Source organism: Rheinheimera pleomorphica (assembly GCF_011634895.1).
In the GTDB taxonomy this organism is placed as follows: domain Bacteria; phylum Pseudomonadota; class Gammaproteobacteria; order Enterobacterales; family Alteromonadaceae; genus Alishewanella; species Alishewanella pleomorphica.
The window spans coordinates 113828-138769 of the sequence record NZ_SIRR01000008.1 but is presented as its reverse complement, the minus strand read 5'-3'; the positions used below and the strand labels follow the sequence as shown (position 1 = coordinate 138769).

Here is a 24942-nt window from a genome sequence, read left to right as displayed (position 1 = left end):
TAAATAAAATTGACGTTACCATGTTAAAAAATAACCTTGGGTATCCGCTTTTGCTTAATGAAATAGACATAAAAGCGTCTTATAGTGGGGTGTTCTATAACAACAACCAAGGAACACTAATGAAACTCAGGACACTATCAGCAACTATTGCCATGTTACTGGCACCGGCAGTTACTGCCGAAGTATTTATTTCTGAATATGTTGAGGGCTCTGGCAATAATAAAGCGCTGGAGTTGTATAACCCGGGCGCTGACGCCATTTCGCTTAGCGATTATGCGGTTAAAGTGTATTTTAACGGCAGCAATAGCGCCGGCACCACAATTAACCTGCAAGGCACAATACAACCTGGCAGCACCTTTGTTTATGCTTCCAGCAGTGCCGTTGCCGACTTAGTGGCGTTGGCCGACCAAACATCCAGCCAGAGTTTATGGAACGGTGACGATGCCATTACGCTGGAAAAAAATGGTGTGGTGGTTGACTCTATTGGTCAGCTTGGCGTTGACCCGGGCTCGGCCTGGGGCAGTGGCAGCATTACCACGGCAAACGACACCTTACGCCGCGCTGCGGTAAGTTATGATACTGATCCGGGCGATAGCTTTGCCCCTGCCGAACAATGGCTGGGGTTTGCGCAAGATGACTTTAGCGATATTGGCTTGTTTAATGGCGAAGGTGGTGGCCCGGTTGATCCGGACCCAGAGCCGGATCCTGATCCGGTATTAGCCTGTGGTGAGCCAGCCACAGCGATCTCAGCCATTCAGGGGCCTGGTGCCAGCAGTCCGCTGTTAGGGCAACAAGTGCAGGTAGAGGCCGTTGTTACCCAGGCTCTGCCAGGACTACGTGGTTATAATATTCAGGCTGTCGGCGCCGAGCAGGATAACGATCCAGCCAGCTCTGAGGGCGTCTTTGTTTATGTAAATAGCACAGATTTGGCCGTATCTGCCGGCCAGCGCATACGCTTGCTGGGCACGGTAGCAGAGTTTAATGGCCATACCCAACTGAGTAATATCAGCGCCAGCCTGGATTGCGGTACCAGCGCTTTACCTGAGCCACAAACGGTTAGTTTACCGGTGAGCAGCCTGGCACAGTGGGAAGCGCTGGAAGGTATGCTGGTGCGCTTTGACCAGACGCTAACGGTAAATGATACCTTTACGCTGGGCCGTTTTGGTGAGCTGACCCTTGCCAATGGCCGGCGCTACACGCCAACCCAGGTGGTGAGCCCTGGGCCTGATGCCATAGCGCTGGCGGCACAGCATGAACTGAACAAAATTGTGCTGGATGACGCCAGCACGGTACAAAACCCGGCAACAGTACCTTACCCGGTCGGCGGCTTGTCTGCTGCCAATACCGTGCGTAGCGGCGATACGGTGATGAACCTGACCGGTACTGTGCATTATGGCTTTAATCAGTACCGCATTATGCCAACCCAACTGCCTGATTTTATTCAGTCTAACCCGCGCACCGCTGCGCCGGAACTGGCGGCTGACGGCAATGTTAAAATCGCCAGCTTTAACGTGCTGAACTATTTCAACGGTGATGGCCTGGGGGGCGGTTTCCCCACCTCACGCGGTGCGGATAACAGTGCTGAGTTTGAGCGGCAGCGCGCGAAAATTCTCGCCGCCATGGTCGCGCTGGATGCCAGCGTGATTGGCCTGATGGAAATTGAAAACGACGGTTACGCCGATACGTCGGCGATAGCCGATTTGGTCAATGGCCTAAGAGCCGCATCGGGTAATGCCAGCTGGCAGTATGTCAGTGCCGCAGGCCCGGTAGGCAGTGACGAAATTGCGGTGGGATTAATATACCGCGGCGATTGGGTGACGCCAGCTGGCGCATTACAAGTGCTGGATTCCAGCAATTCAGCTGTCGATGAGCAAGGCGTAGCCTTATTTGATGATAGCCGTAACCGGCCGATGCTGGCGCAGCGTTTTAAGCTGTTGGATAACGATGCTGAATTTGCGGTGATGGTAAACCATTTAAAATCTAAGGGCTCTGGTTGTGGCGCCGATGACAGTGATACCGGTGATGGCCAGGGTAACTGTAATATCAGCCGTACCCGCGCCGCCCAGGCCATCGCTGTTTTTGCCCAGGCGCAGTTTGCTGATGTACCGGCGCTGGTGATTGGTGATTTAAATGCCTATGCCAAAGAAGATCCCATAACCACGCTGTCACAGCAGGGCTATATCAATGTGTTTGAAGCACTGGGTAAGGTGCCAGGCCATGGCTATGTGTTCTCTGGCTTGTCGGGCTCGCTGGATCATGCACTGTTAAATGATATGGCGCTGCAGCATCTGGCTGATGCGGCGAAATGGAACATCAATGCCGACGAGCCAATAGCGCTGGATTACAACCTGGAATTTAAAACACCGCAACAACAGCTGGATTACTATGCTGCAGATGCGTATCGCTCATCAGATCATGATCCGGTGATCGTAGCGCTGGACTTGCCAGCAGCCATACCGCCACTGGATGTTACGCTACAGTTGTTGCGTACTGTGCGCTCGCGCTCAGGACAAAGCCTGGTGCAGCTGCGCTTTAGTGGTCATGCCAACGGTTTAACCTTGTATCGCGATAATGTGGCGGTCAGAGACTTAAACCCCTCAGGCCGGGTGAATGATAGCTTCCGTTCAGACGCTGCTGCGGTAACCTATCAGATTTGTCAGCACAGCACGGGCAGCTGTTCAGCAGAGTTAGTGGTAAGCTTTAACTAAGGCAGCTTAGCACCAATAAAAACGCCGGCTCAGATGCCGGCGTTTTTTATCAATAAAGTGCTGTTAGGCGGCTTTCACTTTCTTGTCTGTGGCAACTGCGCCAGGCCCTTGTTGGGTCAGGCTTTTGTCTGCTGCCAGATATTCAGGCGCAAAGTCATCGACATTGATGGCAAACAGACGACCTTTTTCTGCCACCCGTAACTGCTGCGCTTCGGCCTCCGTCAACACTTTAAGCTCTAAACCAAGGGTTGCAACTTCATCCAGACGATAGAATGGCAGGCGTTTACCGGCCGCATGGGCCACTTTATCAAACAGTGGCTCGGCGCTCAGGATATCTGCTAACGCCTGCTCCATTAAGCCTAGCTGGTTTAATGGCTCGTTTTTCAGATACAGGTGATGGCCCAAACGTGAGCGCGCGTCTCCCGGCGTTTGCATAATGCGGGCAACTTTGTGCTCAACCACGTCAGATGCTTTGCGCAGTGTACGACCCCACGGGAACACCACACGTTTTAATACAGCACCCACCACGCGGTTCGGGAAGTTGTCAAACAGCTCATCCAGCGCCAGCTGCGCCTTGGCCAGGTTATCTTCACAACACCATTGCACCAGCGCTAAATCGTCAGCTTTACGGCCTTCGTCGTTATAGCGCTTTAATACCGCAGACGTCAGGTACAACATACTTAAAATATCACCCAGACGGGCTGAGATGCGCTCACGGCGTTTTAAATCACCGCCCAGCGTGCCCATCGCCACATCTGACATCAGCGCTAAGGCTGCACTGAAGCGGTTCATTTGTTTGTAGTACTTCGCAGTGGCATCGCTATAAGGGGCACTGCTAAACACACCACCGGTTAACGATAACCAGAAGGTACGGAAGAAGTTACTGATAGCAAAGCCGATATGACCAAACAGGGCTTTATCAAAGGCGGTAACGGCTGCGCCCTGATCGTCAAGTTGCGCCGCTTGTAACTCTGCCAATACATAAGGATGGCAGCGGATAGCGCCCTGACCGTAAATAATCATGTTACGGGTTAAAATATTGGCACCTTCTACGGTAATAGCCACCGGCGCGCCCTGATAACCACGGGCCAGATAGTTATTCGGCCCCATACAAATACCTTTACCACCGTGTACGTCCATCGCATCGATAATGGCCTGACGCATGCGTTCGGTCATATGGTATTTAGTAATGGCTGAAATCACCGATGGCTTTTCGCCCAGGTCAATTGAACCGACTGACATCGTCGTGGAGGCATCGGCCATATAGGCATAGCCACCAATGCGCGCCATCGCTTCTTCGACGCCTTCCATTTTACCAATGGGCAGTTTGAACTGACGGCGGATGCGGGCATAGGCACCGGTCGCCATCGCCACGGCTTTAATACCGCCGGTACTGTTAGATGGCAGGGTAATGGCCCGGCCTACTGATAAACACTCAACCAGCATGCGCCAGCCCTGGCCGGCCATTTTGGCGCCACCGATAATATAATCCAACGGCACGAAGATGTTTTCACCCTGGGTTGGGCCGTTTTGAAATGGTACGTTAAGCGGGAAGTGGCGACGGCCAATTTTCACGCCTGGCGTACTGACCGGAATAAGGGCACAGGTAATACCCAGCTCTTCTTTATCGCCCAGCAGTTTTTCCGGATCGTACAGTTTAAAGGCTAAGCCCAGGACAGTGGCAATAGGCGCCAGCGTAATATAGCGCTTGTTCCAGGTCAGGCGCATACCAATGACTTCTTTGCCTTCCCATTCGCCTTTGCAAATGATACCAGTATCCGGAATAGCGCCAGCGTCAGAACCGGCCTCTGGGCTGGTCAGGGCAAAGCAGGGCACTTCCAGGCCCTTGGCCAGACGGGGTAAATAATGTCGTTTTTGCTCGTCAGTACCATAGTGCTGCAATAACTCGCCCGGGCCTAATGAATTAGGCACACCAACGATGCTGGATAACACCATGCTTTTGCTGGTTAATTTTTGCAGTACGCAAGACTGGGCATAAGCGGAGAATTCCAGACCACCAAATTCTTTTTTGATGATCATGGCGAAGAAGCCTTTGTCTTTCAGGTACTGATACACTTCTGGTGATAAATCGGCGCGCTCGTGGGTGGTGTGCCAGTCGTCGACCATCGCAAGGAGCTCTTCTACCGGGCCATCTAAAAACGCCTGTTCTTCTGCGCTTAGGCGTGGTACCGGAAAATTATGCATTTTATGCCAATCCGGGTTACCGCGGAATAAGTCTGCTTCCCACCAGGTGGTACCGGCGTCAATCGCTTCTTTTTCCGTGCTGGACATTTCCGGCATGATTTTACGGTACACTTTCAACAGCGGCTTGGTCAGATACTGCTGGCGTACTGTTGCAATATTCAGTGGCAACGCCACCACTAAAAAGATCAGCCAGCTTAAGCTGCCGACCAGATCCAAAGTGCTGCCAACCGCCAGTATAGCGGCAATGGCGGCTGTAAACATTGTCAGGCTGGCACGGTTATACGCTAGCACACCAATGGCAGCTATCAGCACTGCCCATAGAATTAACATTTCCATCTTTTGCTCCTGATAAGAGGTCTGACCACTATTTTGAGCTAGAGTAGAACGCTTTAACTAAAGTTGCAAGCCTTTGCGTGTTATGTTGGCAAAGGCTATTGTCAACTTAAGTTGCAACTCTTAGGCTTATACGCTTAAGCATAGCTTGCCGGTTTAGTTTCGCCCGTTGTAGTGGCGTAGTATTAAGGTTTTTTATGTGTGAATTGCTTGGCATGTCAGCCAATGTTCCGACAGATATTTGTTTTAGCTTCAAAGGCCTGAAAGAGCGGGGTGGCCGCACCGGGCCGCACAAAGATGGTTGGGGCGTGGCGTTTTATGAAAACAAAGGGGTGTGTACTTTTAAAGATGCACTGCCAAGCTATCAGTCTGAAATTGCCCGTCTGGTATCGGATTACCCGATAAAAAGCTGTGCCGTTATTGCCCACGTGCGTCAGGCGAACCGTGGCAGAGTCGCGTTGGAAAACACCCATCCGTTTAGCCGCGAACTCTGGGGGCGGTACTGGACTTATGCGCACAATGGCCAGTTAAGTGGCTACCGCGAACTGCCGGTGCAGCGCTTTACACCGGTGGGTACCACCGATAGCGAAAGGGCGTTTTGTTATCTGCTCAGTGAACTGGATAAACGCTATCCGGATAAGGCGCCAAGCCGTAAAGCGGCTTTTAAGTTTATTCAGCGTAAATGTGGCGAGCTGCAAAAGTTGGGGGTATTTAATATGTTGCTGACCGATGGTGAGTACTTATTAACCTATTGCACCACTAAGCTGCATTGGATCACCCGCCGCGCGCCCTTTGGCGTAGCACGGTTGTCAGATGTTGACGTAGATATTGATTTTACAACCGAAACCACACCAAAGGATGTGGTTACCATTATTGCAACCGAGCCTCTGACCAACAATGAGCAGTGGCATAAAATGCAGCCGGGTGAAAGCCAGTTATTCCGTTTCGGTGAGCCACTCTAGCTTGTGCAGCTGCACATCAAACTGTTCGACATTATCTTCGCCACGCCACAGTCGTACCAGCATATAACCCAGCTCAGGTGCCAGCCAGGCATAGATCTGTTTGTCGCTGTTTTGTTCGATACGGGCAATACGCAGGGTATTAACATTGCCATAAGGCAGCGGCAGCATTTCTTCGGCTACCACTTTGTAATGGTATAACTTACTGTTGCCGTTACGGTTTAATACGTTGTAATGGAACTCAGTCTTGCCGGCTTGTAAATCCAGTGCCAGTTGCAGCTGATAGCTGATTTGATCCTGCCAGTCATCCTGCCAGTTTACCGCCTTGGGTTGGCGTTTTTTACCTTCACTCAGCACTTTAGCCGCAGGATCGAGGTTTAGCTCATAGTAGCGATTTGGCCCGGTACCCGAGCGCCGCATAATGTATCGCAGCGGCTGAATGCGGCCGTCAGTCAGGATAAAGTCAGAGGTTTCTTCACGTTTATCGGAGAAAATCATCCAGCTGATATCACTGCTATAGCCCAGCTGATAGCCTTGATCAGTACTTATTAAATAGCGTTTGGCCGTGCCGTGCTGTTTACCGGCGCGATATACTGCATACTCAGCATTGAAGTTGCTAAGTGGCATGGTGTCAGCAGACAGAGCCTGGCTTAGCAGGCTGGTTACTACAACAACAGGCGCCCATAAGCGCCAGTTAATCTTCTTCATCATTGGCATAACCGTTGGCAGCTAATACATTGCCGTCCAACCATGCCTGATCTCTATGCTGTTGTAAACGGTTTTGACAAAACCAGCGTACCACTAAAGGATAAATGCGGTGTTCCTGTTCGTGTACGCGCTCTGCCAGGCTTTGCGCGTCGTCTTCTGCGAACACCGGCACCTTTGCCTGTAAAATGACCGGCCCGCCATCAAGCTGCTCAGTAACAAAATGCACACTGCAGCCATGCTCGCTGTCAGCGGCATCTATGGCCCGCTGATGTGTATCCAGGCCTTGATATTTGGGCAGTAACGACGGGTGAATATTCAACAGCCGGCCATGGTAATGTTGCACAAAGGCCGGCGTTAAAATGCGCATAAAACCGGCCAGCACCACCAAATCCGGACGGTGCTGGTCAATGGCATCTATCAGGGCGGCATCATACTTTTCGCGGCTGTTATAGCTTTTGTGACTAAGTAGCTGGGTGCTGATACCGGCTTCGTTGGCCCGTACCAAGCCATAAGCGTCAGCTTTATTAGCAATGACGGCGCTGATTTTACCTGGGATAAAACCGCTGCTGCAGGCATCAATAATAGCCTGCAGGTTAGAGCCGCTGCCGGAGATCAGTACTACTATTGATTTCATCGCCAGCCTTATTCGTTAATAACAACCAACTCTTCGCCGGCAGTGGCTGCGTGTATTTCACCCAGATGCCAGGCTGTTTCGCCAGCAGCTTTGATGAAACTCAGGGCGTTCTGCAATTGTGCTTTAGGGACAACCACGATCATGCCAACGCCACAGTTAAAGGTACGGTACATCTCATGACGGCTGATATTGCCCTGCTGCTGTAACCAGTTAAAGATGACCGGCCATTGCCAGCTGTTACCGTCGATAACCGCCTTGGTGTTTTCCGGCAGTACACGCGGGATATTTTCCCAGAAACCGCCACCGGTAATGTGGCAAAGCGCGTGCACCGGGGTATGTTTGAATAAATTCAGTAAGTTCTTTACGTAAATCCGGGTAGGCTCTAACAGGTGATCTGCAATAGATTTGCCATCCAGCATAGTGTCAGGGCTTTGGCCGCTAACTTCCAATACTTTGCGGATTAATGAAAAGCCATTCGAATGCGGGCCGGAGGAGGCCAGAGCAATCAGCTGGTCGCCGGGTTGTACTTTACTGCCATCAATAATATCGGCTTTTTCAACCACACCAACACAAAAACCGGCGATGTCGTAGTCTTCACCATGGTACATGCCTGGCATTTCAGCGGTTTCGCCGCCTACCAGCGCACAACCTGACTGATAACAGCCTTCAGCAATACCGTTTACTACGGCAGAAGCGGTATCAACATCCAGCTTGCCGGTGGCGTAATAGTCCAGGAAGAACAGCGGCTCAGCGCCTTGTACCACTAAATCGTTAACGCACATTGCGACAAGGTCGATACCCACGCCATCATGACGTTTTAAATCCATTGCCAGGCGTAACTTGGTACCCACACCGTCGGTACCCGATACCAGTACCGGCTCTTTGTAACCGGCCGGGATTTGGCACAAAGCGCCAAAACCACCTAAACCGCCCATCACCTCCGGGCGCCGCGTGCGTTTAACGGCGCCTTTAATACGTTCTACCAACGCATTACCTGCGTCAATATCTACTCCGGCGTCTTTGTAGCTTAATGATGTTTTCTGCTCGCTCACGGCTATCCTCGAATGGCTGAAAGTGGAAAGGCTTAAAAGTGGCGGCATTTTACCTGCTTAACGCCGCCGACAAAAGCCTTACTGCATAGCATTTGCCATGGCTTGCTTGACATAGTTTTTCAAGCTGACACTGTTGTCTTGCATGATCTTATGGTAACAGACTGATGCAAAAGGAAATTCTTTATCATGGTATTGCACATAAATAAAAGGCGCCTTGCTGTCAGCCTGATTTTGTTGCCACTGGCCACCTAAACTGGCAATAAAGACTTCGCCAATGTAGGCCCCCAGCATGTTGCAAAGCGTAAACAGCATTTCTGCTGAATGTTGCTGCTCCAGTTCACGTTGGTGTAATTCGGCCAAAATAGTGTCGACCAGTGCCAGACTTTGCTGGCTGTTATCTAAGGTTATCTGATGTTCTTCTGCGGCGTACTGACGCGCATCTTGCGCGGCTGCCTGCATAAGTTCGCTGAGTTGTTGTGATTGCATAAGTGCCTCAGGTTTTATTGTGAACGGCCAGTAAAAGCTGCCGCAGTTGTTTGCTGCCTGGCCCCAGGGTTTCTTCTTGTGGTGCAATAAGCGAAATGCTGGCCAGCCGCTCGCTACTGTTATTCACTTTCAGTTGCACCAGGCTGCCGCGGCTTATCGCATCGGCTGCCATAAAGTCCGGCAGCCAGCAGAACCCCAGGCCCAATTGCATAATGTCTATCGCTTCGTCAAAGTTATTAACCGTCCAGCGCTGCTCTGCCCTTAACCAACCGGCGTTTTCCTGCGGTTTTTGTGCCGTGTCACGAATAACTAACTGCAAATGCTGACTCAGTTCGTTCTGGTCCAGCACGCTGATGGCTGCCAGCGGGTTATCCTTGCCGGTAACAGGAATAAAGCGGGTAGTGTAGAGCGGTTCGCCCAGATAACCTTTGGGCACAACAGCTGAGGCGGCAATAACCAGGTCAGCGCGTTTTTGCTGAATAATTTCCGCGGTACCGGTAATAACACTGTCAATCAGTTGAATGCGACTGCCGCGGCTAAGCGGATAAAACGCGGCCAGCGCCTGATTTAAATAGCGCCTGGGGTACGCCAGCTCTACCGCGATACGTATTTCCGGCTCCCAGCCCTGGTTAATATTAGACGCCAGCAGTTCTAAATCTTCGACCTGCTGTGTTAGCAGGCGTGAGCGGCGCAGCATTACTTCGCCCGCTTCCGTCAGGTAGGCTTTGCGGCCGCGCACTTCCAGTAATTCAACGCCAAGTTGGGTTTGCAGCTTTGCTACTGCATGGTTTAACGACGATTGGCTTTTGCTGAGCACCTCAGCCGCCTGCGCATAACCGCCGGCATCGACCACAGCCTGCAGAATGCGCCATTGCTCTAAGGTTGAACGGGGACGGTAAGGCATTAGCGCGTTATCACTCCGCTGATCTAGTTAGTGGCAATAATCACAGCGCGCAGTGGCGCCGGGTAGCCTTCAATGGTTTTACTATGATCAGTTGCATCGAGAAAATCAATTAAACTTTCATTGTCCATCCAATCGGTCTTGCGTTGCTCGTCCAGGCTGGTTTGGTTTAAATCGGCCAAACGTACATTATTAAACCCTAGGCGCGAAAGCCAGTGCGTTAACGCGGCCACACTGGGAATAAACCAGACATTACGCATTTTGGCGTAGCGCTCACCGGGCACCAGTACTGTGTTTTCATCGCCTGCTACCACCAGGGTTTCCAGTATCAGCTCGCCACCTGGGCGTAGCTGGTTTTTCAGTTGCTGTAAAAAGTCCAGCGGCGAGCGGCGGTGGTACAATACGCCCATCGAAAATACCGTATCAAACTGTTTTAGCGCTGGCATCTCATCAATGCCAATGGGGATAAGGTTAACCGCCGGATCCGGGTTAAAGTGCTTAATCGCCTGAAACTGGGCATAAAACAGCTGTGATGGGTCGATACCGACAACAAATTCAGCGCCTTCACCGCGCATACGCCACAAATGGTAGCCACTGCCACAGCCGACATCTAACACGGTGCGGTTTTGCAATGGCGCTATATGTGGCAACACCCTGTGCCATTTAAAGTCAGAGCGCCATTCGGTATCAATGTGGATACCGTGCAGATTAAATGGGCCTTTACGCCAGGGTTTTAAGTGCTGCAGCAAATGACGGATCTGCTGTGCCTGGCCGGGGCTGATGTCTTCGGCGCTGCCAAACTGTACCGCGCTTTTCAGCTCAATACTGCCAGCTGTGGTGGTTGGCAGATTGGTGATGACTTTTTGCCACTGCTTAAAATCGCCATGTAGCGCATCTTGGCTCCAGGCAGCCAGCTGCGCGGGCAAGGTCTCAAGCCAGCGGTGCAGTTTATTACTGGCTAGTTGGGCATAAAAGGGCGTGAAATCGAGCATAGCGAACCTTATTTTATTGCAACCATAGAGCAGAAATTAAAACACTGAAACCATAACGTCTGGCTGTTAAAGCCAGCGTCGGTTAAACGCTGTTGGTGTTCGGCCAGCGTATCGGGTTTCATCACATTTTCCAGCGCACTGCGTTTTTGGCTGATCTCCAGCTCGCTGTAGCCATTGGCGCGTTTAAAGTCGTGGTGCAGCTCAATCAAGAGATCATTGGCTGTGCTGTCATGGCTGATAAATTTTTCTGACAAAATCAGGATGCCACCGGGTTTCAGGCCGTGATAAATGCGTTTTATCAGGGCTTGGCGGTCGGTTTTGGGTAAAAATTGCAGCGTAAAATTAATCACGACCACGGCGGCATTCTCAATGGTTTGCTGGCGAATATCGGCCAGCTGCACCTGCACCGGAACCTCAGAGCGAAAGGCCTGCAAATGCCGCTCGCAGCGCTCTGCCATGGCGCTGCTGTTATCAACAGCGATGATCTGGCAGTTCGCTGCGCTGATATTGCGGCGCATCGCCAGTGTAGCAGCACCTAAAGAGCAGCCTAAGTCATAGTAATGGCTGTCGGCCTGCTGAAAGCGGCTGGTGAGTTTACCTATGGTCTGAATAATGGTCTGGTAACCAGGTACGGAGCGCTGGATCATATCGGGAAACACTTCGGCGACCTGATCGTCAAAGCGGAAATCCTGGATCTGCGCCAGCGGCTCGGCGAAAATTTGATCTTTTTGCATGTTAGCTGTGAGTACGGGGAAAATTGCTGTTAGTTTACCGTAAAAGCAGCGAACACTACAGCAGACTGTACTGCTGCTCACCGGGCCAGGGCGCCAGACAAGAGTGGGGATAGCCTAAATCGGCGGCAAACTGGCGGCATAATTGCGGTGCCAGGGTGTTGTCCGGCGTATGAAAAAAACAAAACGGGCTTTTACCGGCATCCAGCCATTGCTGCACTTTGTTAAGCCACGGCTGATAAAATTGCCGGTTTAAACGCATATCATCGCTGCCGATAAAACGCAGCATCGGCGTTTGGCTAAAGCTGATGGCATGCACTGGCAGGCGGGGCTTTTTGGCCTGCGCTTCAGTCAGCGCCTGGCTGGTTGCCGGCACAGCGAACAGAGCCCGGCTGTCAATCACTACCCGTTCAGCCTGATATTGCTGCAGCATCTTGTGCAGAGTAATTTCATGTTGTGCTTTGTCAAAAAACGCCGGGTGCCTGACTTCCAGTACACAGCGGTAGTGCTGGCTAATTTGCTGCACCCTATTACTGATCTGGCTTAATTTTTCCGGGCCAGCCTGGGCCGGTAGTTGCAAATGCACCAGAGCCAGCTTTTGGCCCAGCACCGCCATTTGGCCGAGCCATTGCTGCAGTTGTTGCTCCGTATCTTCCTGGCCATGATGGCTGATGCGCTGCGGCACTTTAAGTACAAACCGATACTCTGCTGGTGTTTCATCGCGCCAGCGTTGCAGTGTATCCGGCGTGGGATCGGCATAAAAGCTGCTGTTGCCCTCGGCACTGTTAAAATACTGCGCATAGTGGCGCAGATAATCTGAGGTCTTAACATCTTTAGCGTAGAGGGCGCTTTTCCACCGGGAATTGGCCCACACCGGGCAACCAAGATATAACATCGCTAGCTTGACCTTATTTAAGTGGCAGCGTAAAACTAAGGCACTGCAGCAAAAAAGAATAACATAATGATTATCAGATTTTTAATCTGTCTGCTGTTGACAGGTTTTTGGTCCACGCCGCTTTTTGCGACAGCGCAGTTGCAAGCGGAAGCAACGTTGCCCGAGCCGCTACGTATTGCCATCAGCAATGACAGTTTTCCCTATATGTTTGCTGACGATGCCGGTCAGCCTGCCGGCTTAGTGGTGGATTATTGGCAGCAGCTTGCCGCAGTGCAGGGAATATCTGTGGAGTTTGTTATGGTTGACTGGCCAGAAACCTTGCGCCTGTTGCAAGATGGGGCGGTGCACTTGCATGGTGGTATTGCCCGCACCGCAGAGCGCGCGCAACAGTATCAGCTGGGAAACACCGGCATTGACATTCACAGCAATGTTTTTCTGCACCGCGATTTGCCTGAAGTGAGCAAACTGGCGGCGTTAAAACCTTACGCTATCGGTGTTATCGAACAATCCAGTCATATTAATACATTAAACCAATTATTACCCGGCGCTATCTTAAAAACCTACCCAAATGTCAGCGCCATGTATGATGCGGCGCTGGCGGGTGAAATAAAGGTGATGACAGGCTTAGATCGCTTGCCGCCGCGTTACGCAAAGTATCAGCAACTGGCCGCGCAATTTCCGCTGTACCGTAAAGTACCGCTGCGCAACATAGCGTTAAGCTATGCTCTGAACAAGAATGATCCCTTAGATGCGGTGTTAGCGCAGGCAAGTGCCGCTATTACAGCGTCATTTCTCGACCAGCTCGAGCGGCGTTGGTTGGGCGTTGTGGCATCTGAAGATACCTTGTTGCTTGGGGTGCCTATTGATAACCAACCCTACATGCATGTTTCTTTACAAGGTGAAGCCCAGGGGCTGTTTGTTGACCTGTGGCGGCATTGGTCAGAGCTTACCGGTGTCAAAATTGCTTTTGTACCAGACAGTTCATTAAATAACCTGCAACAGCTGGCCAAAGGCCGTATTGATGCACTGGTTGCGTTTCCCGGTAACAACAATTTGCCGCAGGGTGTAGCGCCGGCATATCAGTTATATGCATTTGAATCACAATTTTACCATTTAGCGAAACCAGCAGCGCAGCCGCTGCAAGCCGACAGCGAAGTGAAAGTGGGATTATTTGAAAATGCGCCCTACCTGGATGAGCTTAAGCAGCGCTATCCGTTAGTGCAATGGGTTCGTTATGCGGCGTTATCAGAGATGGTCTCAGCGGTAATGTCTGGTGAATTGGCTGGCTTTTACGGGGCCTCGGCGATAGTGCCGCTGCGTTTACAGCAAATGAATTTGCAGGATCTGCTAACCGCGCAAACCGACAGCCGGATAGTGTCGCCATTGTACAGCCTTACCCGGGCAGACCGCCCACAGCTGGCAGAGCAAATTAAGCAGGGGTTTGCCAGCATGTCACTCGATACGCTAATACAGATCGAGAATAAATGGATTAGCGCTGCCAGCCAGCGCTATTTCCCGCAATTTTTGCAACAAACACCGCTAACGGCACAAGAGCGGCAGTGGTTAGAGCGCACGCCGTCGGTTAAGGTTGGTATGCTGGCCAACTGGCCACCGATGGAGTTTGTGGATGACGAAGGCAAGCCGTCGGGTGTGACAGTTGACATGTTTGATATTCTCAGTGAACGCATGCAAATGCAGTTTGAGATTGTCAGCTTTACCGAGTTTGACACTATGCTGGCAGCGCTGAAACAAAAAGAAATTGATTTGATTGCCAATATCTCAGATCGGCCGGAGCGGCATGAATATGCCCGGTTTACCGATGAGTTCTGGTCAACACAGTGGGCCGTGATCAGTGCCAGTGACAGCAGCAATATTATTAGTACCAGCCAGCTGAGTGAGCAACGCGTAGCAATATATAAAGACTATCAGCTGGCGCAACATCTGAACGAAGTATTTCCGGCAGTCAAAATAGTGCCGGTGACGGATTTACGCCAGGGGCTGGAATTACTGCAGCAAAAGCAAGTCGATTATGTGCTGGACTCGGTAGAGGCGGCCAGTGAAATGCTACGCCAGGCTGGTTATCTGTATTTGCGGGTGCAAATTCTGGATGATCTGCCGTCTTATCCGTCACTGATTGCCGTGCGCGATGACTATGCCCCCTTGGTGGTGATGTTAAACAAAGGGCTGCGTAGTATTGGTAAAGAAGAGCGGCAGCAGCTGTATAAAAAGTGGTTTAGCTTTCAGATCACTCAGGGCATTAACAAAGCGCAGTTGCGCAGGCTAATGTGGCAGGTTGGGGGCGTAGCAGCGGTATTATTAGTGTTCGTGGTGTTTTGGAACTTTTCCTTGCGCCGCGAAGTGTCACTGCGGCGCAACGCTGAGCAAAAAATGCGCTTTATGGCCACCCATGATGATTTAACCCGGCTGCCAAATCGTAGCCTGGTAAAAGAGCGCATTGAACAGGCGTTACTGCAACATGCGCGGCATAATGAAATTTTAGCGTTATTGTTTATTGATCTGGACGGTTTTAAAGAGGTCAATGACAGCCACGGCCATGATGTTGGCGATGAATTACTGCTTAAACTGGCGGGCATACTGCAGCACAGTGTACGCAAAAGTGACACTGTAGCCCGTTTTGGCGGTGATGAGTTTGTTATTTTACTGACCGGGCTGTTAAGCCGTGATGATGCGGCCATTGTCGCTGAGAAAATTCTGCATCAGCTGGCGCAACCGGTCAGTTTGTCGGTGGGTAATGTGCAGGTAGGTGCCAGTATTGGTATCGCGGTTTATCCGGATGACGGTACCGACAGTGCTAAACTGCTGAAAGTTGCCGACAGCCTGATGTATCGCATTAAGCAGCAGGGTAAGAATCAGTACTGCTTTTCCAAGGCGGTGTTTTCGTAAGCGGGCAGTGACATTAAGCGTCAATTCTATATAATTAGCCGTCATTTTAGTACCGCTGATTAGCAAGGTAGAAGGAAGGTTTAATGCGTAGCCATTATTGTGGTTTATTAACCGCACAACATGTTGGGCAACAGGTATCTTTATGCGGCTGGGTTAACCGTCGCCGCGATCTGGGTGGATTAATATTTTTAGACCTGCGCGACCGTGAAGGGTTGGTGCAGGTGGTATGCGACCCGGATTTAAAAGACCTGTTTGATATTGCCTACACGCTGCGCAATGAATTCTGCATTCAAATAAAAGGCCAGGTAAGAGCGCGGCCAGACTCGCAAGTTAATAAAGATATGGCCACCGGCGAAGTCGAGGTATATGCCGCTGAACTGGTTATTTTAAATAAAGCTGCCCCCCTGCCGCTGGATTCAAACCAGAACAACAGTGAAGAGCAGCGCCTGAAATACCGCTATCTGGACCTGCGCCGGCCAATGATGACCGAACGGCTGAAGTTTCGCGCTAAAGTCACCAGTTTTGTGCGTAACTTTATGGACAGCCACGGCTTTATGGACGTGGAAACACCGATCCTGACCAAAGCCACACCGGAAGGCGCGCGCGACTACTTAGTGCCCAGCCGTACACACAAAGGCCAGTTCTTTGCACTGCCGCAATCACCGCAGCTGTTTAAACAGCTGCTGATGATGTCGGGTTTAGACCGCTACTACCAAATTGTTAAATGCTTCCGCGATGAAGATTTACGCGCCGACCGCCAGCCGGAATTTACCCAAATTGATATCGAAACCTCCTTTATGACTGCTGAGCAGGTGATAGAGGTGACCGAAACCATGGTGCAGCAGATGTTTAACCAGCTGCTGGGCGTCGACTTAGGCCAGTTCCCGCGTATGCCATACAGTGAAGCAATGCGGTTGTATGGCTCTGACAAACCTGACTTACGTAACCCGATGCAGTTTGTCGATGTGGCTGACTTATTAAAAGACGTCGAATTTAAAGTGTTCTCCGGCCCGGCCAATGATGCCAAAGGCCGCGTCGTCGCGCTGAAAGTGCCGGGCGCCGCCGAGAAAGTCTCGCGTAAAGATATCGACAATTACACCAGCTTTGTTGGCATCTATGGCGCCAAAGGCCTGGCCTGGATGAAAGTTAACGAGGTGGCAGCAGGCGCTGAGGGCGTACAATCGCCGGTAGCGAAGTTTTTAACGCCAGAGATTATCGCTGCTATTATCAGCCGTACTGACGCGCAAAACGGCGACCTGATTTTCTTTGGTGCCGACAGTTACAAAGTGGTGTGCGAGGCGATGGGCGCGCTGCGCTTAAAGCTGGGTGAAGACTTAGCCATTACCCAGCCAGGCTGGAAACCGCTGTGGGTAGTGGACTTCCCGATGTTTGAAGAAAACGACGATGGCAGCTTCTCTGCCGTGCATCATCCGTTTACCTCACCTTTAGATACGGCGGCATTCTTAAATACACCAAATGAGCAGTTACAGCTGGGTAATTTACTGTCTAATGCTTACGATATGGTGTTAAATGGCACTGAATTAGGGGGTGGCTCGGTACGTATTCACACTGCCGATGTGCAGGCAAAGGTGTTTACCTTACTGGGCATTAGCGATGAAGAAGCCGCGGAGAAATTTGGTTTCTTATTAGAAGCATTAAAGTATGGCGCACCGCCACACGCCGGTTTAGCCTTTGGTTTGGATCGTTTAGTGATGCTGATGACAGGCGCGACCTCTATCCGTGATGTGATGGCGTTTCCAAAAACCGCCACCGCGGCTTGCCCGTTAACGGACGCGCCAGGTGCGGCGAACCCGGCACAATTGACCGAGCTGGGGATTAGTGTGGTAACTAAAGCACAATAACGCCCGTTAACTGTTTTACCTGCAATACCGTGGCAGCCCGTTGGCTGCCACAACTAAGGAGTAACTGATGGCCGGCCATAGTAAATGGGCGAACATGAAGCATCGCAAAGCCCGCCAGGATGCGAAAAAAAATAAAATCTTTACCAAAATCATTCGCGAGCTCACCGTCGCTGCCCGCTTAAACCCAGACATCACTGCCAACCCACGCTTACGGCTGGCGGTAGACAAAGCCCTGTCGGAAAACATGACCCGCGATACCATAGACAGAGCCATTAAGCGTGGTGCCGGCGCCAGTGAAGGTGAAAACTACGAAGAGCTGGTGTATGAAGGTTATGGCCCTAATGGCGTTGCTGTCATCGTGGAAACCATGACCGACAACCATAAACGCACGGTGGCGGATGTGCGACATGCGTTTAGCAAAGCCGGTGGCAGCCTGGGCACCAGTGGCTCGGTTGCTTATTTATTTCAGCGCCGTGGCGTGCTGATTTTTGCTCCGGGCCAGGATGAAGATGCGCTGATGGAAGCGGCGCTGGACGCCGGTGCCGAAGACATTGTCAGCCATGATGATGGCAGCTTTGAAGTGCTGACATCAGCTGAGGCATTTAATGATGTAAAAGATGCACTGCTCGCTGCAGGTTTTACCCCGGATAACAGCGAAGTCACGCTGATCCCGTCCACCCGGGCAGAGGTAGATGCTGAGCACGTTGCCGCCTTTTTTAAAATGCTCGACCAACTGGAAGACTCAGACGATGTACAAAACGTCTACCACAATGCCGACATCAGTGATGAACTGATGGCCGAGTACGCCTAAGCGTGAATATTATTCTGGGTATCGATCCGGGCAGCCGGTTAACCGGCTACGGTGTCGTGCGCCAAAGCGGCATGAAGTTCGACTATGTCGCCAGCGGCTGTATCCGGTTAAACACCAGTGATTTGCTGGCTGAGCGCTTGCTGGACATCTTTAACGGTGTCAGTGAAATTATCCGCCAGACCCGGCCAACGATCTTTGCCATTGAGCAGGTGTTTATGGCGCGCAATGCCGATTCCGCCTTAAAGCTGGGCCAGGCGCGTGGCGCAGCTATTGTCGCCGCCAAACATGCCGGGCTGGAGGTATTTGAATATTCCGCCCGTCAGGTAAAGCAGGCGGTGGTCGGTACCGGTGCGGCCGACAAAGCGCAGGTGCAGCATATGGTGCGTAGCTTATTAAAGCTGCCGGCTAACCCACAAGCCGATGCCGCCGACGCGCTTGCAGTCGCCTTGTGTCATGGGCATACTCAGCAAAGTTTAGTCAGCCTGGCCGGGCAAGCCCACAAAACGGTGCGCGGCCGCTTACGCTAAGCCTGATTTTTCGCCTACTAATAAGCAGACATTATGATCGGACGTTTACGCGGTATCTTGCTGGAAAAGCAGGCTCCGGATTTATTAATTGAAGTTGCCGGCGTTGGCTATGAAGTACAACTGCCACTGACCAGCTTTTATCAGCTGCCGGCGCCGGGCGCTGAAGCGGTTATTTATACGCATTTTGTTGTGCGTGAAGATGCCCAGTTGCTGTACGGTTTTGTCAACCAAACCGAGCGTGCGCTGTTTCGCCAGTTAATTAAAGCAAACGGCGTTGGCCCTAAGCTGGCGCTCACCATTTTGTCAGGCATGACAGCGCAGCAGTTTGTCCGTTGTGTACAGCTGGACGATGTCAGCAGCCTGATCAAACTGCCGGGGGTGGGTAAAAAAACGGCTGAACGCTTAGTGGTAGAAATGCGTGATCGGTTAAAAGACTGGGGCATAGCACCCAATACGCCCCTAAGCGATGCCCTGCAGTTACAGGATGACGAGGCCGTGTTTAGCTTGCCACAAAGTGCCGAACAGGATGCTGTCAGCGCGCTGCTATCACTCGGCTACAGCCAGCTGCAAGCCGATAAAGCCGTCAGGGCAGTAAAGCAACCCGATATGAGTAGCGAACAGCTGATTAAAGCCGCGCTCAGGAGCATGATGTAAACCATGATAGAAGCGGACCGTTTAATTCAAACCACTGCCACACGCGAAGATGAAGTGATCGACCGTGCTATCCGGCCAAAAAGCCTGGCCGATTACACCGGACAACAGCACGTTTGCCAGCAAATGGCCATTTTTATCGAAGCGGCCCGTGGCCGGGGCGATCCGCTGGACCATCTGCTGATCTTCGGCCCGCCGGGGTTGGGTAAAACCACGCTGGCGATGATTGTGGCTAATGAGATGGGCGTCAATATTAAAACCACCTCGGGGCCGGTGCTGGAAAAAGCCGGCGACTTAGCGGCGCTGCTAACCAACCTTGAACCCAATGATGTGCTGTTTATTGATGAAATTCATCGGCTAAGCCCGGTAGTTGAAGAGATTTTGTATCCGGCGATGGAAGATTATCAGCTGGACATTATGATAGGCGAGGGCCCGGCGGCGCGCTCTATTAAGCTGGATTTACCACCGTTTACCCTGGTGGGCGCCACCACGCGTGCTGGTGCCTTAACCTCGCCACTGCGTGATCGCTTTGGCATAGTGCAGCGGCTGGAATTTTATAAAGTGACAGAGCTGACCCAAATTATTCTGCGCTCGGCGCACTTTCTGAACTTAGTGCTCGATGAAGCCGGTGCCGCCGAAATTGCCCGGCGCTCGCGTGGTACGCCGCGTATAGCCAACCGGCTGCTGCGCCGGGTGCGCGATTATGCGCAGGTTAAACATAATGGCGAGGTTACGCCTCAGGTCGCGGCTGCGGCGCTGCAAATGGTGGATGTCGACGCAGAAGGCTTTGATTATATGGACAGAAAGCTAATTTTGGCCATTATTGAAAAGTTTAGCGGTGGGCCGGTCGGGCTGGATAATCTTGCCGCCGCTATTGGCGAAGAAAAAGACACTATAGAAGATGTGATAGAGCCGTTTTTAATACAACAGGGTTTTATCCAGCGCACGCCACGTGGCCGTATCGCCTCGCCACGCGCTTACACGCACTTTGGCTTTGACATACCCAACTCAGACTAAGCTAAATAAAAGTATCCACTAACTGGACGGTGCTGCAGCCAGGCGACAAATGAGCGACCTGGTACGCCAGCCCGGCCCCATCAGCATAGTTTCCTATGTGATTCGGAGGCGCGAATGCAGGTAACAACGCAGCAGGTTAAAATGGAACGGGTATGAAAAAAAAAAGCCCGCTCAAGAGAGCGGGCAATGCAACAAGTTGAAGGAGTGCTTCAAAAAAATCCAGGGAACATGTTGAAACAGCAACAAAACTTGGTCAAAACACAAATCTCGTTACCAAGTGATCCTTACTAAGATAAGGCAGAAAACTGCGGTATCTTTGCGCTAGCTCAGAACACCTGCGTATGATAGATATTTGGAGCAATTACTTCAAACGAGAAAAACTGCAGCGCAAGCATTAAAAAAACTAATGTTAGGTTGTGGCGAGATCGGTTAAACGATAAGCAGTTTTTCTGCAGCTTGCTGCTACAGACACTTGTTCATCTAAGGTTAATATAAAATCCGCATGATAGCCGCATTACTTTTTGTCACAAACCCCGGCTGTTGAGCGGTCGCTGAAAAGTGGTAACTTATCGCAGGAAGTGGCGAAATGCTTGAACTAATTGCGGAAATAATGTTCAACCAAAGCAAATAAAAAATGCAAGTAGCAAATGAAGAAAAATATAGTTGTGTTTAGCTTGCAACGACGATTGAGTTACTACTCAGCCTTACATATCATATGCAGCAATTAAAGCGATCAGCCATGTCAGACACTGTCTTTACATTCCCTGTGCGTGTGTACTACGAAGATACCGACGCCGGAGGAATAGTTTATTATGCCAATTATTTGAAATTTTTTGAGCGAGCGCGCACCGAGTGGTTGCGCGCCCTGGGTATTGAGCAGGATTTATTATTGTCAAAAAATGTCGCCTTTGTTGTTACTCAGGTTTTAATGGATAACAAAAAACCGGCTAAATTTAATGAATTATTGACGGTTTCCAGTCAAATCAGTACCTTAAAACAAGCTAGCATAGTTTTTATACAAAAAATTCATAATGTTGCCGGCGAGCTGCTATGTTCGGCACAAATTAAAGTAGCCTGTATTGCATTACAGGAAATGAAGGCCAGGGCCATTCCGGCCGAAGTTGCAGAGGTATTATCAGGTGGCAGGTGAGATTTCTATTTTAGGGTTGTTAATTGAAGCCAGTTTTGTTGTGCAGCTGGTGATGCTGATTTTACTGGCGATGTCGGTCATGTCCTGGACCATGATCTTCCGCCGGCGCAAAGCACTGAGTGCCGCTGTGGTTGATGCAAAGAAGTTTGAAGATAAATTCTGGTCCGGTGTGGATTTAGCCAAACTGTACAATGAAGTCAGTGCCCGCGCCGCTAACAGTGGGTTAGAGGCGTTGTTTAAAGCCGGTTTTAAAGAGTTTGCCCGTTTACATAAAACCAATAGCCGCCAACCGGCCGCGGTGATGGAAGGCACACAGCGTGCCATGCGGGTAGGGTTGTCACGCGAGGTAGAACGGTTAGAGATGCACCTGCCCTTTCTGGCAACTGTGGGCTCGATCAGCCCTTACATCGGCTTATTTGGCACCGTTTGGGGCATTATGAACTCGTTTATCGCGCTGGGTGCGGTAGAGCAGGCCACGCTGGCTATGGTGGCGCCGGGTATTGCAGAAGCGCTTATTGCTACCGCCATCGGCTTATTTGCCGCTATCCCGGCGGTAATTGCCTACAACAAATTTTCGCATCAGGTAGAAATGCTGGAAAGTAGCTACGCGAACTTTGTCGAAGAGTTTGCCAACATCCTGCACCGTCAGGCGGTATCAAACACCGGAGAAGCTGGCTGATGTATGTAAGAAAAAAACGTCGGTTAAAGGCTGAAATTAATGTGGTGCCCTACATCGATGTTATGCTGGTACTGCTGGTGATTTTTATGGTCACCACGCCCCTGATTACGCAAGGCGTAAAAGTGGAGCTGCCTAAATCGGCGGCAGAGCCGATTAAGCAGATGCAGGACGGTAAAACACCTTTAGTGGCGACGGTCGATCAGGACGGCTTGTACTACTTTGAAAAAGATGGCAAGCAGCAGGGCCCCTTTACGGCCGCAGAACTGACGGTAGAAGTGGCCAGCTGGCTGACAATAGAGCCGGGTACTCAGGTGATTGTCAAAGGCGATCGTAAAGTAAGCTACGATGCGGTGATCCGGTTAATAAATGTATTAAAAGCTGCCGGTGCACCTGCTGTGGGGTTAATGACCGATAACGTGGACGCGAACTGAGATGGCGATGCAGATAGAGCCGGCACTGGCAAAATCGCTCGGTTTGCATCTGGCTATCGTGGTGCTGCTGGTGTTTAGTGCAGATTTTTCCCATAAGCCTGAAATGCTGTCGGTTAGCCTGGAAACAGAAGGTCAGGCACCGGTTGAAGCCGTGGCGATTGATCAGCAGCAGCTTAATGCCCGGGTCGAGCAAATACAAAAAGAGCGTGATGCCGCCAAGGCGGCGGAAGAAAAACGTATTCGTGAGTTAGAGCGCCGGGCGCAGCAAGCCGAGAAAAACCGCGCCAATGAAGAAGCGCGGTTAAAACGGGTTGCCGAGGAAAAACGCAAAGCCGATGCCGAAGCCGCTAAAGCTAAGGCCGCCGCGGCTGACGCGAAAAAGCGCCAACAGCAGGAAGCGGCCAAGGCAAAAGCAGCGGAACAACAGCGCATAGCGAAAGAGCAAGAGCGGCAAAAAGCAGAAGAAGCGGCCAAAGCGGCCGAGCAAAAACGAATTGCTGAACAGCAGGCGGCTGAAAAAGCGGCCGCTGAACGGGCGCGTCAGGCAGAAGAAGCCCGGCAAAAAGCAGAGCAGGAGCGCGCCATGCAGGAGCAGCTGGCAAAAGAAGCGCAGGCCCGTGCTGCAGCGCGGGCCAGACAAGCGGCGACTGAAGTGCAGCGATACACCGCGCTGATCCGCGATGCGATACAGCGTAACTTGCTGGTTGATGAAGGTATGCGCGGTAAATCGTGCCGGATCAATATACGCCTGGCCAGCAATGGTTTTGTCACCAAAGTAGGTGTTTTAAGTGGTGATAAAGCGGTGTGTGATGCCACAGTCAGGGCCGTGAATCGGGCCGGAACCTTGCCGGTGTCGGCAGATCCGGATGTATATAACCAGTTAAAAGACATTAACTTAACGGTGAGCCCAGAACTTTAATTATGCTTAAATTTATTCGCAACACGGTATTGTTTATCACCCTGGCGCTAAGTAGTCAGGCGAAAGCGTCACTGGAAATCGTCATTACCGAAGGTATTGATTCAGCGCGGCCGGTAGCCATTTTACCTTTTACCTTTAAAGGCGCTACCTTACCCAGCCAGCGGCTGGATGAAGTGATTGCTGCCGATTTGATGCGTAGCGGCAAGTTCAGCCCTTTGGCCAGTATTAAAATGCCGCAACGGCCGCAGTCGGCTGCACAAATTGATTATGCAGCCTGGGCCCGTGAAGGTGTCGAGGCCATTGTGATAGGCCAAATTACCGAAGTGGGCATTGACCGCTACACCGTCAGTTTTGAGCTGATCGATGTGCTAAAAGGCAGTAACAGTGCTGATCGGCAGTCGTTGAATGCCGGTCGCTTAACGGCCAGCACGGCGCATATCCTTGATAGCCGTGAAACCACCATTAACGGCGGCCAGTTTCGCCAGTACGGTCACCGTATCAGCGATATCGTGTATGAAAAATTGACCGGTGAGCGTGGTGCCTTTTTAACTAAAATTGCCTACGTGCTGGTAAACCGGCAGGCTGAATTTCCTTATCAGCTGGTGGTAGCGGATTACGACGGTTACAACGAACAGATTTTACTGCGTTCTAAAGAGCCGTTGATGTCACCAAGCTGGTCACCCGATGGCACTAAGCTGGCGTATGTGACGTTTGAAAAACGTCAGTCACAAATTTATGTGCAGGATATTTACACCGGCCGGCGCACTATGCTTAGCAGTACGCCGGGTATTAACGGTGCCCCGGCCTGGTCACCGGACGGCAGAAAACTGGCAATGGTGCTGTCTAAAGATGGCAACACAGAAATTTATACCATGGACGTGGCCACTAAGGCGTTAAGCCGTATCACTAATCATCGCGCGATTGACACCGAGCCATCCTGGTCGCCGGATGGCAAAGAGCTGTTGTTTAGCTCTGAACGCGGTGGCAATCCGCAACTTTATAGCGTAAATTTGTTAACGGGTCAGACCCGCCGTTTAACCTTTGAAGGTGAAATGAATTTGGCCGGTTCCTACACGCCGGATGGTAACTCGGTGGTGATGGTAAACCGCACCCGGGGTCAGTACCACATTGCAAAAATGGATCGCCAGACCCGGTTTTTGCAGGTACTGACGAAAACGAACCTGGACGAGTCACCCAGCGTGGCACCGAACGGGTCTATGATTATTTACAGCACCTTGCATGGTTCAGCACAGGTGTTAGCACTGGTTTCTATGGATGGTCGTTTTAAAGCACGGCTGCCGGCGGTAGAAGGACAGGTAAAATCGCCAGCCTGGTCGCCTTTTTTATAAAAAAAGTTAGTTATTACATTTAAATACTAAGGACAACA

The 24942-nt window shown here is 51.2% G+C and carries 22 protein-coding genes; 13 read left to right on the top strand and 9 right to left on the bottom strand.

Features of this window, described 5'->3' with window-relative positions; translation table 11 throughout:
* Nucleotides 1–119: 119 nt before the first annotated feature.
* The gene (locus tag EYB30_RS09775; protein ID WP_166838739.1) at nt 120–2708 is read left to right on the top strand and encodes an ExeM/NucH family extracellular endonuclease; all 2589 of its coding nucleotides are present in this window, start codon (nt 120–122) and stop codon (nt 2706–2708) included.
* A 63-nt stretch (nt 2709–2771) separates the two neighbouring features.
* Here EYB30_RS09775 and fadE read toward each other — a convergent pair whose 3' ends face one another.
* A complete protein-coding gene (fadE, locus tag EYB30_RS09770; protein WP_166838738.1) occupies nt 2772–5249 on the bottom strand; it encodes an acyl-CoA dehydrogenase FadE in 2478 nt (825 codons plus the stop codon).
* A 194-nt stretch (nt 5250–5443) separates the two neighbouring features.
* Between fadE and EYB30_RS09765 the strand changes: the two genes are divergently transcribed.
* Entirely contained in the window at nt 5444–6208 is a 765-nt protein-coding gene (locus tag EYB30_RS09765) for a class II glutamine amidotransferase (protein ID WP_166838737.1), read from the top strand.
* Here EYB30_RS09765 and EYB30_RS09760 read toward each other — a convergent pair.
* The 8 genes from EYB30_RS09760 to EYB30_RS09725 form a co-directional block, all read right to left on the bottom strand.
* Nucleotides 6182–6916 carry a DUF3108 domain-containing protein gene (locus EYB30_RS09760; protein ID WP_241698005.1) on the bottom strand — a complete coding sequence of 245 codons (735 nt, stop codon included), beginning with the start codon at nt 6914–6916 and terminating at the stop codon, nt 6182–6184. The two genes, EYB30_RS09765 and EYB30_RS09760, sit on opposite strands and share 27 nt — an antisense overlap.
* Nucleotides 6900–7547 (bottom strand): phosphoribosylglycinamide formyltransferase, encoded by a 648-nt coding sequence (gene purN, locus EYB30_RS09755; protein ID WP_166838736.1) that lies wholly within the window; start codon nt 7545–7547, stop codon nt 6900–6902. Before purN ends, EYB30_RS09760 begins: the two co-directional genes overlap by 17 nt.
* Nucleotides 7548–7555: 8 nt before the next feature.
* Nucleotides 7556–8599 carry a phosphoribosylformylglycinamidine cyclo-ligase gene (gene purM / locus EYB30_RS09750; protein WP_166838735.1) on the bottom strand — a complete coding sequence of 348 codons (1044 nt, stop codon included), beginning with the start codon at nt 8597–8599 and terminating at the stop codon, nt 7556–7558.
* Nucleotides 8600–8677: 78 nt separating this feature from the next.
* Nucleotides 8678–9085 carry a hypothetical protein gene (locus EYB30_RS09745; protein WP_166838734.1) on the bottom strand — a complete coding sequence of 136 codons (408 nt, stop codon included), beginning with the start codon at nt 9083–9085 and terminating at the stop codon, nt 8678–8680.
* Between the two features lie 7 nt (nt 9086–9092).
* Nucleotides 9093–9989 carry a LysR family transcriptional regulator gene (locus EYB30_RS09740; protein WP_166838733.1) on the bottom strand — a complete coding sequence of 299 codons (897 nt, stop codon included), beginning with the start codon at nt 9987–9989 and terminating at the stop codon, nt 9093–9095.
* A 23-nt stretch (nt 9990–10012) separates the two neighbouring features.
* On the bottom strand, nt 10013–10978 hold the full coding sequence (gene cmoB / locus EYB30_RS09735; protein WP_166838732.1) for a tRNA 5-methoxyuridine(34)/uridine 5-oxyacetic acid(34) synthase CmoB: 966 nt from the start codon (nt 10976–10978) through the stop codon (nt 10013–10015).
* Nucleotides 10979–10986: 8 nt separating this feature from the next.
* The gene (gene cmoA, locus EYB30_RS09730) at nt 10987–11712 is read right to left on the bottom strand and encodes a carboxy-S-adenosyl-L-methionine synthase CmoA (RefSeq protein WP_166838731.1); all 726 of its coding nucleotides are present in this window, start codon (nt 11710–11712) and stop codon (nt 10987–10989) included.
* Between the two features lie 55 nt (nt 11713–11767).
* The gene (locus tag EYB30_RS09725; protein ID WP_166838730.1) at nt 11768–12604 is read right to left on the bottom strand and encodes a DUF72 domain-containing protein; all 837 of its coding nucleotides are present in this window, start codon (nt 12602–12604) and stop codon (nt 11768–11770) included.
* Nucleotides 12605–12670: 66 nt separating this feature from the next.
* Between EYB30_RS09725 and EYB30_RS09720 the strand changes: the two genes are divergently transcribed.
* From EYB30_RS09720 to tolB, 11 genes are all read left to right on the top strand, one after another.
* Nucleotides 12671–15508 (top strand): transporter substrate-binding domain-containing protein, encoded by a 2838-nt coding sequence (locus EYB30_RS09720; protein ID WP_166838729.1) that lies wholly within the window; start codon nt 12671–12673, stop codon nt 15506–15508.
* An 83-nt stretch (nt 15509–15591) separates the two neighbouring features.
* Nucleotides 15592–17370: an aspartate--tRNA ligase gene (gene aspS, locus EYB30_RS09715; protein WP_166838728.1), complete on the top strand. Its 1779-nt coding sequence runs from the start codon at nt 15592–15594 to the stop codon at nt 17368–17370.
* Between the two features lie 67 nt (nt 17371–17437).
* Complete coding sequence (locus EYB30_RS09710; RefSeq protein WP_166838727.1) at nt 17438–18181, top strand: YebC/PmpR family DNA-binding transcriptional regulator; 744 nt, start codon at nt 17438–17440, stop codon at nt 18179–18181.
* 2 nt (nt 18182–18183) lie between these two features.
* Complete coding sequence (ruvC, locus tag EYB30_RS09705) at nt 18184–18708, top strand: crossover junction endodeoxyribonuclease RuvC (protein ID WP_166838726.1); 525 nt, start codon at nt 18184–18186, stop codon at nt 18706–18708.
* Nucleotides 18709–18741: 33 nt separating this feature from the next.
* A complete protein-coding gene (gene ruvA / locus EYB30_RS09700; protein WP_166838725.1) occupies nt 18742–19362 on the top strand; it encodes a Holliday junction branch migration protein RuvA in 621 nt (206 codons plus the stop codon).
* A 3-nt stretch (nt 19363–19365) separates the two neighbouring features.
* Nucleotides 19366–20376, top strand: a complete 1011-nt coding sequence (gene ruvB, locus EYB30_RS09695; protein WP_166838724.1) for a Holliday junction branch migration DNA helicase RuvB — start codon at nt 19366–19368, stop codon at nt 20374–20376.
* A 739-nt stretch (nt 20377–21115) separates the two neighbouring features.
* On the top strand, nt 21116–21526 hold the full coding sequence (gene ybgC / locus EYB30_RS09690) for a tol-pal system-associated acyl-CoA thioesterase (RefSeq protein WP_166838723.1): 411 nt from the start codon (nt 21116–21118) through the stop codon (nt 21524–21526).
* Nucleotides 21516–22205: a protein TolQ gene (gene tolQ, locus EYB30_RS09685; protein ID WP_166838722.1), complete on the top strand. Its 690-nt coding sequence runs from the start codon at nt 21516–21518 to the stop codon at nt 22203–22205. The genes ybgC and tolQ overlap by 11 nt, the downstream gene beginning before the upstream one ends.
* Nucleotides 22205–22636, top strand: coding sequence for a protein TolR (tolR, locus tag EYB30_RS09680; RefSeq protein WP_166838721.1), 432 nt, complete (start codon nt 22205–22207; stop codon nt 22634–22636). Before tolQ ends, tolR begins: the two co-directional genes overlap by 1 nt.
* Before the next feature lie 7 nt (nt 22637–22643).
* Nucleotides 22644–23555: a cell envelope integrity protein TolA gene (gene tolA / locus EYB30_RS09675; protein ID WP_241698004.1), complete on the top strand. Its 912-nt coding sequence runs from the start codon at nt 22644–22646 to the stop codon at nt 23553–23555.
* Between the two features lie 2 nt (nt 23556–23557).
* A complete protein-coding gene (gene tolB / locus EYB30_RS09670) occupies nt 23558–24904 on the top strand; it encodes a Tol-Pal system beta propeller repeat protein TolB (RefSeq protein WP_166838719.1) in 1347 nt (448 codons plus the stop codon).
* Nucleotides 24905–24942: the final 38 nt, after the last annotated feature.